The organism is Lacibacter sp. H407, from assembly GCF_037892605.1.
GTDB lineage: Bacteria > Bacteroidota > Bacteroidia > Chitinophagales > Chitinophagaceae > Lacibacter.
In genome coordinates this window covers 2,634,833-2,651,238 of sequence record NZ_JBBKTU010000001.1, presented here as the reverse complement: position 1 = coordinate 2,651,238, position 16,406 = coordinate 2,634,833, and the positions used below count along the sequence as shown (strand labels likewise).

Below are 16,406 nucleotides of genomic sequence, written 5' to 3'. Positions count from 1 at the left end.
TTACAGCTTGTCTAAATAAAGTTATTTCTGGTGCCTATACCAACAATTTCATCATTGTCACGATAGGCCATTTCAATTTTAAGTGAATTTATAAAATTTATGTATTCGTTTTGTGTGGGTTTCCTTGAAGTCACAAGCAGATTTGTATTATGTAGTTCTGGTATACTTCTTTCGTTTTGGAAATTCTGAATTTCAAAATAATTATATTCAAAAAGCTGTGCGATTGCTTTTCGCATTTGGCTTCTGAAATTTTTATTCTCCATGCTTTTTACTTCTACCAAAAAAGACTCATCTTTTTTTATTGCAAATAAGTCAACATGTTTGTTTGAGTATGTTTCGAAGCCTTTATCCTTAAAAAACAGCAAAGTTCTTTGCAATGTTTCAAAATGTTCTTTTTCAGCCCGTTCAAGTAAAGTCAGGTCTTTTGTAGTAGTAACACTTTTTTTATTGATAATTTTTTGTTGCACCTCATCACTAATAGAGAGCGAAGTTGCCTTCCTAAACATTTCTTCTGCACGATCAACTTTTTCAAGTGGTGAATTAGTTTGAATCTCATCATTTTCGTTGTCAAAAACAGAAAACTGCTTTGGCTTTTGAAGTAGAAGAGCGGAATTGACTGATTTTAAAATTGAAAACGAACCCATCGGGTTAAATCCTGGCAACTCTTTTAAAGGAATTCCATTCTGTAACAACTTATTAATAAGGTTAGCTGTTCGTTCCCTTTTATTTAATGTTTGAGAATCCCATGTATCATCAACAGCCACATCCGTAAAGAATGCTATTTCTGAAAAATTGAAATGATAAGGATATATCAATTGCTGGCTTTCAAACTCCTCTATCCACAGTAAATCCTTTGTTTCAAATTTTATATTTCCAACAATTCCAAATCCAATTACACATGATACTCCCTTCTTGATAAATTTCGAATCCTCTGCTTTGGAATGAAAACATACGATATCACCTGTTTGTATTTTTTTCCAGGAGTCATAATTCTTGGCATTAAAGCCCCATTGCATAAATCGCAAGGCAGTCAGAAAATTTTCGGGGGTACCGGTTATTTTATAAAGGGATTTATATTTTAGCAATGCTTCAAGCTCCATCACAGCTCGTTATACTTTTTTGCATTTCCCTTCGCCTTCTCAACAGGATACTTCTCATTATTCTTCTCCAGTTTATCCAGAATAATTTGCTTCACATCCAATTGATATTTATCCGCAAGTAACAATGCATACACAAGTACATCTGCCAGTTCGTCTTTAACCTTCTCCGCATTTGCCTGTTCTGCTACCTTCCATAAAAACAATTCCAGTAATTCACCAGCCTCAACATTCAGTGCTAATGCTAAATCTTTGGCATTATGAAACTGTTCCCAATCACGGTCATTTCTAAAAGCAAGAATCTTCTCAGTAAGTAATTGCAGTTCGCTCATAACTATTTCTTTGACTGGAACATTTGCTCAGCCAGCTTGTACTCATCATCAAAGGGCAAACCCAGTTGCCCCAACATCTCTGGCACAGCGAGTTTCCAGCTCACATAATAATACGCTAAAAGATGGTAACCTGAAAATTCTTTTCCCTCTATAGTAGGCACACGATATACATTCCCTTCCTCGGGGCTAATACCTTGTGTTCCCAGCATGGCTATATCAAAAGCAATCGCTTTAATCTTGTCTTTACCCATCTGTTCAAAATAGCCCAATGCATCAACCATATACATCATTACGGCAGGGTTGGTTCCTTTGCTTTCTTCGTTCACTTGAAACTGATTCATTTCCCGTTCTTTCAGGTTTGTATCCTGATCAAGCCCCAACGGGTCTTTGTCTAACGATTCAAGGAAACTATCAACATTTTTCGGACGCTTACGAAAATCCTGCTCATCTATTAATTGAAAATACTTTTCCAATCCCAGATCTTCGCCCCAGTGCTGTATAATTTCATATTCCTCTCCCGGCTCTTTATCTGCCCTATAGTCTAGATACTCTTCCCACAAAGCCTCTGCTTGTTTTTGTTCTTTTAAAGTTGCGCCAAATGCTTTCAGCAAGTCTGCTCCAAACAAATCTTTAAACTGTATCGCATTCAGCATATTTAAAACCTTCGATGCAGAAAGAATAGCCGTCGGGCTATACTGAACCACTCGTTTATCAATCACAGCATTCTTTCCTTCTTCTATTAACCTGTGCAGCGATAAAAATTGGTAGGGCCGCAACGCTTCATATTTGCTGTACAAATAATCTTCAATAAACAGGTCTGTAGGTGCATTAAAAATCTGGTTACAAATACCGTCATACAAAGCATCCATAAATCCGGCAATGCTTTCCTCACTCATGCCTGTACCTGCCAACCGTCGCATGTCTTTTGCATAATCCCGTTTAAACTGCAAACGCATATCCATGCCTGCAGTAAATAGCATATTGCTATTTACTGCACGGGCATCCGTCATAAAATCCAGGTGCACTAACTCATGCATCATCAAATGAGCTACGGCCTCATATACGGGTTTGTATTTGATAAAATGAAAATCCCGGTTATAGTTCTCTGCAAATTCAATCTTTGCTGCTGTTGCAATAGTTGCGTCTGCTTCTGCACGTATAGGTAAACCTGCTTTTTTCTCAAGCGCTGCTTTATAGCCTTCAAAAATATGGTTCCCCTTTTCTGCATCGCAATAGGCTTCTGCTATAGTTGCTGCCAGGCTGTAACTGTTACGGTAAAGTTGGTCACTGCTGCTCTTGCAGCTTTTCAAACTCTTAATCGCAAAATCAAAAGCAATCAACGGGCTTCCAATCTCATGGTACGCATAAGCCAGCCCATATGTAGTATTGGGGTATTGATCATTAATGGCAAACGCCTTTTCAAAATATCCTGCTGCTTCTTCATATTTATGCAGTTGTAATAAAAAAGCTCCGATATTATTCATTGCAATATAATCGCTTGGGCTATGCGTAAGCACTTGGTTATAAAATGTCATAGCAGTAGCTACATCATCTTTATAACGGCCGTAAATATTTCCCATCATTAACAGCGCATAACCGTTTTTTGGATCCCATCGCAATGCATCAATTAATGCATTAATTGCATCTTCCTGATGCCCTTGTTCCGATAGTATTTGCCCGTAAATTCGATGATATTCTGAATTGGTCGGGTTTTCATGAATGATCTTCTGTAGAAGAGGTAGCGCTTCATTGAATAATCCTTTTTCGCACAGTTGAACTACCTTTTGGTATTCGGCCTCATGCTTTCGTATACCCGGTGTATCAATGTCAACCAGAATGAATTCGCCTTCAATGCGAACGTTCGGCTGGAATATCCCTACAGAATAATACTGGGTAATCTCGTTCTTTAAAACGTCTAGATTATTACCTGAAAGCTTGTAAAAGGGGAAAAGCTGATCTAAAAAATCATCGATCTTTAGTAGTATATGCATTAAAGCCATTTTATTTGGCAAATTTACTGTTCCCGAAGAAATAGCAAATTAAAGATCTGGGTCACCAGTGGGGTAAATTAAAGCATCAGCAAGAAATTTAAGAAGACTCTAGACGTAATCAAAGTGCGAAAACTTCTAACGAAACCTACTCTTACTAAACAAAATAGAATAAACATTCTTAATTAGAAAAATCCTAATCATCCAAGCTAATTCAGAATAAAAATTTTCTTATCTGAATTATAACGAAAGAGTGATTTGTTTACTCAGATTGCGACTCATGTTTTTCCAAATAAAATTATCAAGTTTTATTCTTGATGAATCTAGCAAGTCAGCTGCAAATTCGACGACCTTTTTTACTTCAGTATATTCATTACGTTTAATGCCGGCATTTGATACGAATGTGAAGATATGCCTGTCCACAGCAACTGTGTCTACACATAATAGTTTTAAGGCATAATCGATAGTTTTCGGCCCGATACCGCTCAAATCGAGCACTTTCAAACGATTACCCTCAGCTAAAAGAAATTTTTTAAAGTCATTTTCAGTTTCAATATCATTCGTAATTGAGAAGTTAATTAATGAAAGTATCCGATCAGCTTTTTTTTCATCACGCCAACTTATGACATATTTTAATCCAAATTTGTTTATTACATCTAAAAATCCAGATACGGTGTTTGCCTCAGGGAATAAATTGTAAACTTTGGCTACCCTTGGCCTTACTACAGTATTGTAATTTAAACCAGCTTGTAAAATAATATCAGTGTATAAAGCCCCAATATGATTATATGGTATCGTTGGCGAATATTCAAACTCGCTGTAGTTCAATGAGTTGACATAATTAGCAAGAATTCTAGCGTCTTTAAGTAAGCTTGACATAAAGCAAATTAAATACAATTTTAACTATTAGACAATAGCCGAAATGCTTCGAGCCTATCTACGCAATTTGGACACGCCCCACAAGGTATTGAGGGGGAAGCCTGGCAAGAAAATGTTTTCCCAATAGGCGCTCCTAATTCAATGCCTAATTTAGCAACTTGATATTTAGACATATACCTGAAAGGCATTTCAATTTTAATAGCGCCAAAATCTTTAAGAATTGATTCTAACTGGTTAAAAAAATCATTTGAACAGTCAATCTCCTTAGCATGATTACTATTGATAAAGGCTGAATAAACAGTATCGTAATTCTTTTTTTGAGCAGCTATAGCACCAATTGTCAAAATAAATATATTACGATATGGTAAATAAAGATCATCAGCATTGATTTCATCATTCCATAAATCTGGTGCAATAATCATCTTGGATGTACTACCTGCATAAACACTAGAAACATTGACAATCTCAATGCTTGATAGATTTTCTTTTGGCAGTACCGCCTTTAACGTCTCAAACTCAGTTTTTGCAAAATGTTGCCCGTAGTCAATAAACAAAACATGAAATTCGATTTTTTTATCCAATAGCCAGTAAGCTAATGTAGTAGAATCAAGTCCCCCTGATGCAAGTAAAATCCCTGCCATACTATTTATTCTTTGAAATGATAAAAACCTCAGATATTACCATATCGAGATCATTAGTTACTAGTCGAGGTAACGATGTCAATACACAATTTGCTGCTATTTTGAAGGGGTCATAAACAATTACAGGTATTTTAGCGCCAGCAGCTAACCCTATTTCTATAAGTGTTCCTGGATCATCGAATAGCAAAACTGCTATTAGTATATTGCAATGATCTAGGAGGAGCATATCCTTCTTAAAAATGTTTAACTTATCCTTATTAGATGAATTCGAATTTAATTGTCCATTCTCACGAACTGGTCGCCTAGCTCTAAAGTTGTGATATTCTAAGGCGGTTGCAAGCTTATCAATAAAGCTTGTGTCAACATAATCAAAATCCGGGGCAGCTATATATATATTTATTTCTTGTCGATCGTCCCATGGTAAGTATACACCAGGATTGTTTTTTAAATCAATAATTGGTATTTGTTCAATTCTTTCAATTGCAAGTTTAAAGTCATCGGGATAAGTTGTAGAAGCATACTCCATTGCGAACCAGGATGCATAGTTAAGTGAATCAATTTGGCTATTTGAATGAACCTTATTTATGTAAGCTAAATCAAAATTGTCGCCAACGCCTACGGAGTGCACTATTGGTTTTGTTTGGGATGATATTTTTAATACTTCAGGTTTTTCAAAATTAAAACAAGTCGTCCCGCCTCGGTTCTGCTTAAAGACTAAATTTTTACAGAAAGGTTTACATTTTTCAACTAAATCTTCAATCTTGTTATTATAGGTTTTTTTGAAAACATTTGAAGAAGTGGAAATAAATACTGTGTCAAATTTTTTATTTAGCAATAGAAGAGTGTCAAAATCGTCAATATCATTTGAAATATCAATGTGAACTCTAGATATTGTCGTGCTAACCTCTTTGAGAATTACTCTTAAATCATATCCCCCAGTAAATATCAATATATCTGAATGATTCGCACTTATTAATTCATCTTGCAATTTTTCAATTTCATACCTGTAATTTCTCTCATCCCGAAGTAATAATTCATAGCCCTGATCTCCAATTTCTTTTAAATCTTTGATTAATATAACATTAGGCGCTCCATTGACTTCACCAACTTTAATACCTTTTCCATTATGTTCCTTAATAAAGAATTCAATTTTTTCGTCTATATAATTCGGTGAAAAGTAACATAAAGTATAATCCATATTGCTAGCCCAAGCACCCCTAGCCGCATGAAAAATTCCTCCAAATCTCATTTTATCCTGATCATTAAAGGAAACTGTATAATCTATGAGAATATCACCAATAATGCAAATATTGTTATTGCTCATATAGGTGCAATATCAATTTTAACTACAGAGACAGGTCTTTCAATTGAGCTAATAACTTCACCTTGATAAACAATACCTGAACTAAGACACTTTAATAGGAAATTAAAGGATGTTGGCAAGTATCCTATTGATTGATTTGTCTCTGTTTCAACTGCTTGTAGTCTAATATTGTGCCTTATAGTAACTGAAGTTCCTTCAGTTGGCAAAGAATTATTTGCAAGAAAATATTCACTTCGCTCTACGTCCTCCAATGTTAACGAATAAGCTTTGGTACAATCATCTTCTGTACTTTTAGATCCTTGATTTTTTTGAGGTGTTTTATTTGAAGAGTAATCTGAAAAATTGCCTGAACCTGTACTTCCCATAATATTAAAACTTAGATTTTGAGTTATAAATATATATAATATTACTATTTTGTCTAGTGTTTTATTTGATATTTTCAAACTGCATATGCACTCAATAACTAGTTATTATGGCTTATAAGTTATTTATGCCAGTTAGATGTTTACATGATAGCCTAGCCACTAATTCAACTTCATCATACATCTTGTTAGTCATCATTTAAATGCTTTATAAGCTTAGTTGTATGCCGGAGTTTATGAATCAATTTTACACGATGATAATATTTTGGAGTATTCGTAGAACATTACTTTTTATTACCCGATAATCCTAAAATTTTTACCCGGGAAAAAATTTTCAACTTCCTTAATTGCATACTTTTTTAAAAAAGATGTATTTGTAATGTCAGAATAGGCCTTCCCATTTGTTATTAGGCAGTTAGATTCAAGCCCTTTAAACCGTGAAAATTCTATCATTTTTTTTATATCACCTTTTAATTCGAATAAATCTACGATAATTCCAAACTTATATACTTCAGCTTTTGGAAGAATATCTCCGTTTTCCTTAAATTTTGCATCCATTATTACAATTAGATCGTCGTGGGTAGGATTGTCAGAAGCTTCAGGCTTTTGAAAGGATATGTCTGGATGATTCTCTTCCGAATCTATTGTTCCATCTATTTTAGTCCCAGCACAAATTTGAAATTCTATTTCGCCATGCTTTAAGGCAATAAACTTAGGTTTCCCGGCCTTATTTGCGGCGGCCTGAGGAAACTTGTATTTGTATGCACCCTTCCCCTCTTTAAACTGTATTTCATAATTGCCTTTTAAATCGACTATTAAACTTATATAACAATAAAATTCATAGATATAGCAATCGCTTGCTACTTTTTCATTAGTTTCCGTAAAAATTGGCGCCAATATATCTCTTGAGTTATGCCATACTGAACATTCTTTCAGTAACGATGAATACTCTTTGATTACTTTTATAAAATTGCTCATAAGGATAAATCTATTGGCCAGGTCTCTGTTTTAAATAGTTGTAAAAATCTTTGCTCCATATTAGAATCTTCACTAATGCTTTTCTGAATAATTCTGTTAATATTACTTTTCCCTTCGAGTGAAAATAGTTTTTCGAACAAAGTTGCCTGAGTTAAAATGTTGTCCGCTATTTCTTTTTGTGAATTGTAAAATCCAACTTCTGTATATGGAACTATTTCCTTCAACTCACTTTTTATAAGTTCATTTGTTTCAACTATTAGTCTCCCTCGACTCAATATTCGCCTATTAATATATTCATAGAGAAACGATAATCCATCATGAAGGGACACCTTAGCAAAATCAACAGTTGCAAAAAAGTCCATTGCTTGTAACATGAACTCTAATTTATTTTGTCGAGGTATAGAATTGACAAGTTTCCCAAATGCGGTACGTGATGCATATACCCAACCTTTAATGATCGTTTCATAGTCTTCTTTTGATAAATCTCTAAACTGTTGTTGAAAATGGATTATCGGTTTATTAAATCGGTATACAGCTTTTATACTATACTCTAAATCACTTAGTAAATTATTCTGTGTTAAGTCATTTGTAATTGCAATTTGATAACTATGTCTGTACTTTTCTTTAGGTTGCAACTGGCCGTCTGATGGTCTTGCACTAGGAGGGATTCTATCAACAGCACCAACTTTTGCAACAAATCCGGAAGCTGAAAAAGTTAAATCATTTTTTACGGGTATAGCTATAACTATTTCTTCATCTTCTCTAATACCTATTTGATCTAAAGAGCTAACTATATAAAAGTGCCCTTTAAAGCCAGCGGAAATTTCCTGATGCTGGTTCGAAGTCGAAAAATCGACATATTGAGTATTTACAACAATCATGATTTAGATAAAAATACTAAATTGAAAACTTTAATATAGTTCAGTAACAAACGAGAGTTATTAATTTATCTATTCGATACAACCCTATTAATAAATTCTCACATCCTCCTTCCTCCTTAAAACAATCTGCGGCCTTTCCCGAAATAATTCAATCCTACCGGTAACGCATACCTCTTTATCCTTAAACAACACTTCCGGCGTCGTTTCAAATTGCTTCCTAACATCGCTCCAGATCACGATCGTTAAGGTATTGTTGGGGAAAACCTGCCCGATATTTAAAAATGTGGGCGTTCCCTTGGCTTGTTCTAAAAACCGGGCACCGCTCACTTTACCGCAAACAGTAACACTATCACCTATGTGTTTACTCACATCTTCAAGAGGAATAGTTGTTTGAGAATAGCTGTTGGCCGCTGCAAATAACAGGAACAGTGGGATTATCAGTGTTCTCATAAATTAGTTTTTTGCCAATATGCAAAAAAGAATTTAGATATACAAGCGTGAAAACGCCCTTTTCTCGGACTACCTATTATTTGTAAAAGACATCGACCATTCTTTTACCAGTTTTACCATTGACTAATATTATTGGTTTCTTTTTTCTTTTTAGGATTTTCCGATCGGCCATGTAATTCAAAATCTGTGATATCTGCTTGCTTGTATAGTGCTTTTTCTTTTTGTGACACGCACTCCTCACATCACTAACGTATACAGGCTTGTCAAAAAAGCCATTGTTCAATAATTCGGTCTCAATATAAAAAGAAGCCTTCCTGTCACTTTTAGTTTGAATGAAATAGCTTTGGGTTTGCTTTTCGTCCGAATAGAATTTCTTTAATAAAGGAACACCTCGCAACTCTTCTGTTAATTTGAATCTACTACTTAAAAGCTGTTGCGGTTGGATTCCAAACTTGTCTGAGATTTTTTCGCTAATATCTTCGGTTATCTCTCTAGTTCCATTTAGAAGCGCATAAACATGGCTTTCGGATATATTTGTAAACTCTGCAAATCCAGAAACTTCTAGCCCAGCAATTTTCATCAACCTTGTTAGTCGAGCCTTTAATTGCTTAGATGTAATTTTTCTTTTTGCCTTTGCCATCTCCCAAAGGGAGAAAACATGTTGTCCTAAAAATTATTCAAAATATTTTGTAATTCCAATGATCTCTATTATTTTCACATTCGAATTAAATAGAACATAGGCAAATACTATAAAAGAGTCTCGTTACTCAAAGTTTGACAGCCAAGAAAACGAGACGGTAAGTAAATGCCCATATCTTCTATGGATAAGCTTTTTATCCTAAGTTTGATGTGGGCCTTACCGTTATTCCACTTTTCTTGGCTGTCAAATCGAGTGAGTGGAAGAAAGTAGGGCCCACATTTTACGGCTTACTTCCCATTGCAGACTCTCTACGTTTAATGAGAGCACTTAGTTTACATATCGCCATCTACTTGCTGTTAACAAAGTTTATCTGTAAGCCACAAGATCACGGCTGACAGAGAATCATATTGCTTACATCCTTTCCTGCCTTACAAACTTCCCGGTCATTTAATCACCCGTTTGCTGCTGCACTTTACCCTCGTTAGCGAGGTAGCAGCTGCTAACACCTAAACCATTTCGCAAAAATGAAACAACTCATTCTTTGCCTGGCATTGCTTTGCCCCTCGCTCATGTTCGCACAAAACAAACCGCTCACCATTGGCGATACACTGCCGCCAATCGTTTGGAACTACTTGCAGGCGCAGGCCGCACCCCACCTGCAGCAAAACACCAACCGTTTTATCATCCTCGATTTCTGGGCCACTTGGTGTACGGCTTGTATTAAAGAAACAATGCCATTGGATAGGCTCTGGCGCCAACACAAAAACAACCTCACCATCATCATGGTGGCTCCCGAACCAAAACAACAGGTAAAGGCATTCATCGATAAACGCAAAACACTCAAAACCCTTTCGCTTCCCTTTATTACCGATGATCGGCTCCTGCGTCAGTTCTTTCCCTACCGCTACCTCCCCCATCAGGTTTGGATAGCACCCGGTGGTAAAATTGAAGCCATCACAGCAGGTGGCTTGGTAAACGATAGTATTCTCCAAACATGGTTCGCTGGCAATAAACCAAACCTCCGCTTCAAATCCGATCCGCCTCCCTTCGATTATACGCAACCGTTATTCATGAACACAAACAATCACGATTCCGCATCCCTGCTTTATCGTAGCCAATGGGCAGGTCGCTTGCTTGGCAGAGGTGGCAGCAGTGGCAAACAAAAACTCAATGGCTACGTAAAATACTATTTCATCAACAGGCCTCCGCTTTCATTGTATGCAGCCGCATACAGGTTTCCGCCCAACCACGTCATCATCGAAAACATTAACCCAAAATCAGTAGTACTGTATCCCACAACAACAGAAGAAGAAAAAAACAACCTCGTATTCACGTACGAACTTACCGTACCCGAAAACACAACTCCCGAAAAAATAACCGAACTCATGGCCACCGATTTCAATCGCTACCTCGGTTATTACGGCCGCATGGAAAAAAGAAAACTCAATTGCTATGCCCTCAAGTCCACAGCGCAAACAAGATCGCTGTTGGCGCAATACCCCGATGCAAACAAAATTGCCGACAGGTCACTCTATTGGGAATGCATGCTCAAACCACTTGCATACCTTATCGAAACACTCAACAGCAGCTACACCGAAGGCACCGGCATGCCCATTATCATTGATGAAACAGGCATTGAAGGCAAGGTAAGTCTCACACTTTCATACGCAGCATTACGCAACATCAATCAGCTCAAAAAAGAACTAAACAACTACGCAATGGAACTCGTGCAAGTAGAACGTGAAATCGAAGTATTTGTCCTCTCCAAAAAATAACACACCATGTCAAAAGAAATGCTCTTTCCCTTAAAACCCAAAAATCCTGTGTAAACCGGTTACAGTTAGGTTAGTTTTTCTCATGCCACCAGCCCTTGTCTAAGGGCCGGTCTTTCTACTAACTACTATCAACTATTGGCTATCAACTATTGGCTATCAACAATCAACTATCAACTATGAACTATGAACCTCACCACTAACCACTCACCACTCACAACTATCTCCTAACAAAAAACTGCATCATGAAAAAAATAATCATCCTCCTCACATGCATCTGCCCTTTCTTCACCATGTGCCAGCCAATCTCCATCCGTGGCACCGTGCTCAACACGGAGAACGATCCCGTCTTCGGCGCAACAGTTACAATAAAAAGCAACGGCCTCACCACACAAACCGATGCCGATGGCGCTTTCTACTTCCCATCCTCTCGGCTAACCGATACCATCCTTGTTTCTGCTGTAGGCTATTTTAGCAAAGAAACACCCAACAACGAACGGGGCTTGCTTACCGTTCGCCTGCAAAAAAAACCAAACGAACTGTCAGAGGTAATTGTAAGCAGTGGCTTTCAGAAACTACCAAAAGAAAGAGCCACCGGTTCCTTTGAAATCATCAATGCCGAACTCATCAATCGACGTGTAAGCACCAACCTGCTCGAACGCCTCGAAGGGGTTAGCTCAGTTTATTTCGACAACAGGCGGGGAGCCGCCGAGCCACTCACCATCCGTGGCCGCAGTACATTCCTTGGCAATGCCGCCCCCATGATCATTGTCGACAATGTACCCTACGAAGCCGATATCGAAAACATTAATCCAAACGATATCGAAAACATCACCATCCTCAAAGATGCAGCAGCAGCGTCTGTTTGGGGAGCAAGAGCAGCCAACGGTGTAATTGTAGTTACAACAAAAAAAGGCCGCTTTAATCAAAAACCCGTTTTACAATTCAATACCAATACCACCATCACTCAAAAACCCGATTTGTTTTATGCTCCGCAATTATCATCGGAAGCATATATCGGCATTGAAGAAATGTTGTTCAATAACAATCACTACAATGCAGCCCTTTCAAACACGTTAAATTATCCAGTAGTGTCACCTGTCGTGGAAATACTCGCTGCACAACGTCTTGGTGCCATTACTCAACAGCAGGCACAACAGCAATTGAATAACTTTAAGCAAAACGATGTTCGCAACGATTTGCTTCAACATTTTTATCAACCTGCCGTTTCTTCGCAACATGCCGTTAGCTATACCGGCGGCGCTGCCAATTTTAATTACATCCTGTCACTGGGTTACGATCACAACAACGCAAACCTCCGCCGCAATCAAACTAGCCGCTTAACACTTCGGTCGCTTTTCACAGTGAAACCTGTTCATTGGTTTCAACTTACACTTGGTTTGCAAACAGTACAGGCAAAAAATTTCTCCGCAAATCCTGCCATCAATATGGTGCCTGTAGCAACGCCGGGTTTGTATCCCTACTCAAAACTGGTCGATGAAAATGGAATGGCCTTATCAATACCGAAAGACTATCGTTCAACCTTTGTTGATACTGCCGGCGCTGGCACACTCTTAAATTGGAAATACAGCCCCTTACAGGAATTACAGGAAGCCAATAACCGGCTTACAGCAAACGAGTACAGGTACAACCTTCAATCCGAAATAAAATGGACCCGCTTCCTTAATACAACGCTAACATGGCAACTGCAGAAACAGGAAAACCTGCAGCAAAATCTGTTTAACGAAAACACATATTTCACACGCAACCTCATCAATCTCTACTACAGCAGGTCAACACAGAAGTTTAATATTCCGGCAGGTAGCATTTTCGATCAAAACATCTCCGCTACAATTGCAAATACAGCAAGGCTCCAAAACAACCTGTCATTAAATTGGAAAAATCGTAACGAAGTGGTAGCCATTGCAGGTGCTGAAGTGCGCCAAACAAAAGCAACTTCATCTTCATACCGGGTATTTGGTTATGACCCCGAAAATCAAACATTTACCAATGTAAACTTCGCCGACAATTTTCAGCTCTACAATAACCTCAGGAGCCAACAGCCCATTCCCAACAACAGTTCCTTTTCAACAGAGATATTCCGTTTTATTTCTGCCTATGCAAATGCTGCCTACACACGGGATAATAAATACATTCTCTCCTTCAGTGCAAGAAAAGATGCGTCCAATATTTTTGGTGTTACCACAAACCGTAAAGGCGTACCGTTATGGTCATCGGGCTTTGCATGGATCATTAGCAAAGAATCGTTTTATCATGCTGCTGCATTGCCCTATCTCAAACTCAGGGCTACCTATGGTGTAAATGGAAATGTCGACAATTCAATGGCAGCCGTTACAACAATTCGCTATGCCACAAGAGCATTGTTTACGCAGCTTCCGTATGCAACCATTCAAAACATTCCCAATCCTTCTTTACGTTGGGAGCAAACAAAAACAATCAACATCGGTATCGATTTCGCATCGAAAGCCGATAGAATAAAAGGAAGCATTGAATGGTTCAGCAAACAAGGCGTCGATCTCATAGGCTTTGCTCCAATTGATCCAACTACTGGCGTACAAACAAATGCTACATTTTCATACAAGGGCAATGTTGCATCAATGCAAGGTCAGGGCATTGAACTGAATGTAACCAGCAGAAATACCGTGGGAGTTGTGCAATGGTCAACTGCACTCATTGCAAATTATGTTGAATCAAAAGTGAAAAACTTTAGAGTGGCTTCGGTAAGTGCCGGCACCTTTATCAACCAAGGTCTTAGTATTAGTCCGGTAACTGGTAGCCACCTGTATAGTATCTACGCCTACCGTTGGGCTGGGCTCAATCCGGCAAATGGCGATCCGCAGGGCTTCCTCAATAACAATGTCAGTACCAATTACAATTCGCTGGTGAATGCGCCGGTTCAGGAACTCGCATACAAAGGATCAGCCGTTCCGGTTGTCTTCGGTTCGTGTATGAATACGATTCGATGGAAACAATTCAGTTGTTCTGTCAATATGATTTACAAATTGGGCTACTCCTTTATGCGCAGTACAGTTAACTATTCAGTGTTGCTCAATGGCACAGCTGCCCATCCCGACTATGAAAAACGTTGGCAAAAACCCGGCGATGAAGTAACAACAAATGTGCCTTCGTTTATTTATCCAAATCCTGGTTCCAATCGTGATGCCTTATATCGTTCAGCTGAAATACAGGTTGAAAAAGGCGATCACATTCGCTTGCAGGATATTTCATTGTCGTATGATCTGCCGGTAAGCCAAAAATGGAAATGGATGCAGACAATGAAATGCTATACCTACTTCAACAACCTCGGTATCATCTGGAGGGCAAACAAATTAAATATCGATCCCGATTATTTCGCAGGCGGCTACCCCTTACCTCGCAGTGTAGCCTTCGGCATCAAAGCATCGTTTTAAAACACTACGCATGTTGAAACAAAAAAACAGAATGCCAACGATTAATCAAACGGGCTACACAAATCATGTACATGCACTTTCAATTGTTAAAGCGACAGCAGTACAAATGCTAAATCAAGGTACAATCCGCCAACGAGGGGTGTCCGTTGGCGGGGTCTTTTTTTGCCTGTCCCGCTTCAACGGGAGTTACTTTTTGGACAAGCAAAAAGTAATAAAGAAAAACAGCTGCTTGCAGCTTTTCTCAATTTGTTAAACAAAAATCATTGTCATGAAATACATTATAATTTTTGCAGTAAGTATCACTTTACTCTCTTGTAAAAAATATCTGGATGAAAAACCATCATCCGATCTGGCTATACCAACATCCGCAAAAGAGGTATTGGCCCTCCTCGACAATTCTACAGCCCTCAACGGCTCCTGGCCGTCAGCAATAGAACTTGGCTCCGATGATTATTATATCACAACAGCACAGTGGCAGGTACGCCCCCTTGCTGAGCGGAATGCATATATCTGGGCCGAAGATGTTTTCAACGAAAACGAACGCAACGCATGGTCACTTACGTATACAAATGTGTACATAGCAAATGTTGTATTAGATGCATTAAAAAAAGAGGGAGGCCTCAACGGTTCACAATCCGATCTTAACAATGCAGAGGGCCAGGCATTGTTCTATCGTGCATTTGCATTTTATCATCTGTTACAATTGTTTACCAAGCCATACAATGCTGCAACGGCTGCAAACGATCCCGGCATTCCACTACGTCTTGATTCCGATTTTAATAAACCCACAACAAGAGCTGCACTTCAGCAATCCTACGATCAGGTTATCAATGATCTCAAAACTGCAGTGCAACTATTACCGGTTACACAGGAATGGAAAACACGTCCTTCAAAAGCGGCTGCCTTAACATTGTTGGCAAGGATATATCTCATCATGCAAAAATATCAGGAGGCATCTGCCATAACAGAACAGGCACTGCAATCGCACAACAGTTTACTTGATTTCAACACACTAAATGAAACACTTGCCAACCCCATATCACTGTTTAATGCCGAAGTGATTTTTCATTCAGTCCTCGGCTCCGTTACCACACTCATTACAAACGCAAAAGTGGATTCAGTTTTATACAACGCTTACAACACAAACGATAAAAGAAAAACAGTATTCTTCCGTCGCAATACAGATGGCAGCTACGCATTCAAGGGAAGTTACGACGGCTCAGTTCGATTGTTTAATGGCTTCACATCAGCAGAACTCTATCTCATGAAAGCAGAACTGCTGGCACGTGCCGGTAATACAAGCGATGCAATGAACGCTTTAAATCAATTGTTGATAAAAAGATGGAAGAGTGGCACATTTACACCACTCACTGCAGCAACAGCACAAGAAGCACTTACGATTATTTTACAGGAGCGTAGAAAAGAATTGGTTCTTCGTGGTGTTCGATGGAGCGATGTAAGAAGGCTAAACCAATCGTCCGCAACGGCAATCACTATAAAACGACTCATAAATAATCAGATCATTGAATTACTGCCCGGAAGCAATCGCTACGTCTATAAAATTCCGGATCTTGTTATTCAAATGACAGGTATCCCTCAAAACCCATAACAAAAAAAACACCGCATCATCT

15 protein-coding genes are annotated in these 16,406 nt (G+C 38.4%); 4 read left to right on the top strand and 11 right to left on the bottom strand.

Annotated features, from left to right (window positions below; translation table 11 throughout):
• Positions 1 to 11: 11 nt before the first annotated feature.
• From WG989_RS11605 to WG989_RS11555, 11 genes are all read right to left on the bottom strand, one after another.
• Entirely contained in the window at positions 12 to 1,100 is a 1,089-nt protein-coding gene (locus tag WG989_RS11605; protein ID WP_340429566.1) for a hypothetical protein, read from the bottom strand.
• On the bottom strand, positions 1,100 to 1,429 hold the full coding sequence (locus WG989_RS11600; protein ID WP_340429565.1) for a nucleotide pyrophosphohydrolase: 330 nt from the start codon (positions 1,427 to 1,429) through the stop codon (positions 1,100 to 1,102). The genes WG989_RS11605 and WG989_RS11600 overlap by 1 nt, the downstream gene beginning before the upstream one ends.
• Before the next feature lie 2 nt (positions 1,430 to 1,431).
• The gene (locus WG989_RS11595) at positions 1,432 to 3,420 is read right to left on the bottom strand and encodes a tetratricopeptide repeat protein (RefSeq protein ID WP_340429564.1); all 1,989 of its coding nucleotides are present in this window, start codon (positions 3,418 to 3,420) and stop codon (positions 1,432 to 1,434) included.
• 237 nt (positions 3,421 to 3,657) lie between these two features.
• Complete coding sequence (locus tag WG989_RS11590) at positions 3,658 to 4,296, bottom strand: HhH-GDP family DNA glycosylase (protein WP_340429563.1); 639 nt, start codon at positions 4,294 to 4,296, stop codon at positions 3,658 to 3,660.
• 20 nt (positions 4,297 to 4,316) lie between these two features.
• Positions 4,317 to 4,937, bottom strand: coding sequence for a 7-cyano-7-deazaguanine synthase (locus WG989_RS11585; RefSeq protein ID WP_340429562.1), 621 nt, complete (start codon positions 4,935 to 4,937; stop codon positions 4,317 to 4,319).
• A gap of 1 nt (position 4,938) precedes the next feature.
• Positions 4,939 to 6,261: a nucleoside 2-deoxyribosyltransferase gene (locus WG989_RS11580; protein WP_340429560.1), complete on the bottom strand. Its 1,323-nt coding sequence runs from the start codon at positions 6,259 to 6,261 to the stop codon at positions 4,939 to 4,941.
• On the bottom strand, positions 6,258 to 6,626 hold the full coding sequence (locus WG989_RS11575) for a hypothetical protein (protein WP_340429558.1): 369 nt from the start codon (positions 6,624 to 6,626) through the stop codon (positions 6,258 to 6,260). Before WG989_RS11575 ends, WG989_RS11580 begins: the two co-directional genes overlap by 4 nt.
• 291 nt (positions 6,627 to 6,917) lie before the next feature.
• Positions 6,918 to 7,601, bottom strand: a complete 684-nt coding sequence (locus WG989_RS11570) for a hypothetical protein (protein WP_340429557.1) — start codon at positions 7,599 to 7,601, stop codon at positions 6,918 to 6,920.
• Positions 7,598 to 8,482 (bottom strand): hypothetical protein, encoded by an 885-nt coding sequence (locus WG989_RS11565; protein WP_340429556.1) that lies wholly within the window; start codon positions 8,480 to 8,482, stop codon positions 7,598 to 7,600. The genes WG989_RS11570 and WG989_RS11565 overlap by 4 nt, the downstream gene beginning before the upstream one ends.
• 87 nt (positions 8,483 to 8,569) lie before the next feature.
• Positions 8,570 to 8,932, bottom strand: a complete 363-nt coding sequence (locus tag WG989_RS11560; RefSeq protein WP_340429554.1) for a hypothetical protein — start codon at positions 8,930 to 8,932, stop codon at positions 8,570 to 8,572.
• A 76-nt stretch (positions 8,933 to 9,008) separates the two neighbouring features.
• A complete protein-coding gene (locus tag WG989_RS11555) occupies positions 9,009 to 9,572 on the bottom strand; it encodes a helix-turn-helix domain-containing protein (protein ID WP_340429553.1) in 564 nt (187 codons plus the stop codon).
• A 524-nt stretch (positions 9,573 to 10,096) separates the two neighbouring features.
• On the opposite strand from WG989_RS11555, the gene WG989_RS11550 reads away from it, so the two are divergent.
• The 4 genes from WG989_RS11550 (at position 10,097) to WG989_RS11535 (ending at position 16,384) form a co-directional block, all read left to right on the top strand.
• A complete protein-coding gene (locus WG989_RS11550; protein ID WP_340429552.1) occupies positions 10,097 to 11,347 on the top strand; it encodes a TlpA family protein disulfide reductase in 1,251 nt (416 codons plus the stop codon).
• Positions 11,348 to 11,589: 242 nt separating this feature from the next.
• Positions 11,590 to 14,775, top strand: coding sequence for a SusC/RagA family TonB-linked outer membrane protein (locus WG989_RS11545; protein WP_340429550.1), 3,186 nt, complete (start codon positions 11,590 to 11,592; stop codon positions 14,773 to 14,775).
• A 10-nt stretch (positions 14,776 to 14,785) separates the two neighbouring features.
• Complete coding sequence (locus WG989_RS11540; protein ID WP_340429548.1) at positions 14,786 to 15,028, top strand: hypothetical protein; 243 nt, start codon at positions 14,786 to 14,788, stop codon at positions 15,026 to 15,028.
• Positions 15,029 to 15,043: 15 nt separating this feature from the next.
• Positions 15,044 to 16,384, top strand: a complete 1,341-nt coding sequence (locus tag WG989_RS11535; RefSeq protein ID WP_340429547.1) for a RagB/SusD family nutrient uptake outer membrane protein — start codon at positions 15,044 to 15,046, stop codon at positions 16,382 to 16,384.
• The last annotated feature ends 22 nt before the right edge of the window (positions 16,385 to 16,406 follow it).

Coding starts and splice junctions, on each gene's coding strand:
- WG989_RS11555 (WP_340429553.1), bottom strand. CDS start 9,572: ATGGCAAAGGCAAAAAGAAAAATTACATCTAAGCAATTAAAGGCTCGA.
- WG989_RS11540 (WP_340429548.1), top strand. CDS start 14,786: ATGTTGAAACAAAAAAACAGAATGCCAACGATTAATCAAACGGGCTAC.
- WG989_RS11585 (WP_340429562.1), bottom strand. CDS start 4,937: ATGGCAGGGATTTTACTTGCATCAGGGGGACTTGATTCTACTACATTA.
- WG989_RS11600 (WP_340429565.1), bottom strand. CDS start 1,429: ATGAGCGAACTGCAATTACTTACTGAGAAGATTCTTGCTTTTAGAAAT.
- WG989_RS11570 (WP_340429557.1), bottom strand. CDS start 7,601: ATGAGCAATTTTATAAAAGTAATCAAAGAGTATTCATCGTTACTGAAA.
- WG989_RS11535 (WP_340429547.1), top strand. CDS start 15,044: ATGAAATACATTATAATTTTTGCAGTAAGTATCACTTTACTCTCTTGT.
- WG989_RS11605 (WP_340429566.1), bottom strand. CDS start 1,100: ATGGAGCTTGAAGCATTGCTAAAATATAAATCCCTTTATAAAATAACC.
- WG989_RS11590 (WP_340429563.1), bottom strand. CDS start 4,296: ATGTCAAGCTTACTTAAAGACGCTAGAATTCTTGCTAATTATGTCAAC.
- WG989_RS11560 (WP_340429554.1), bottom strand. CDS start 8,932: ATGAGAACACTGATAATCCCACTGTTCCTGTTATTTGCAGCGGCCAAC.
- WG989_RS11580 (WP_340429560.1), bottom strand. CDS start 6,261: ATGAGCAATAACAATATTTGCATTATTGGTGATATTCTCATAGATTAT.
- WG989_RS11575 (WP_340429558.1), bottom strand. CDS start 6,626: ATGGGAAGTACAGGTTCAGGCAATTTTTCAGATTACTCTTCAAATAAA.
- WG989_RS11595 (WP_340429564.1), bottom strand. CDS start 3,420: ATGCATATACTACTAAAGATCGATGATTTTTTAGATCAGCTTTTCCCC.
- WG989_RS11545 (WP_340429550.1), top strand. CDS start 11,590: ATGAAAAAAATAATCATCCTCCTCACATGCATCTGCCCTTTCTTCACC.
- WG989_RS11550 (WP_340429552.1), top strand. CDS start 10,097: ATGAAACAACTCATTCTTTGCCTGGCATTGCTTTGCCCCTCGCTCATG.
- WG989_RS11565 (WP_340429556.1), bottom strand. CDS start 8,482: ATGATTGTTGTAAATACTCAATATGTCGATTTTTCGACTTCGAACCAG.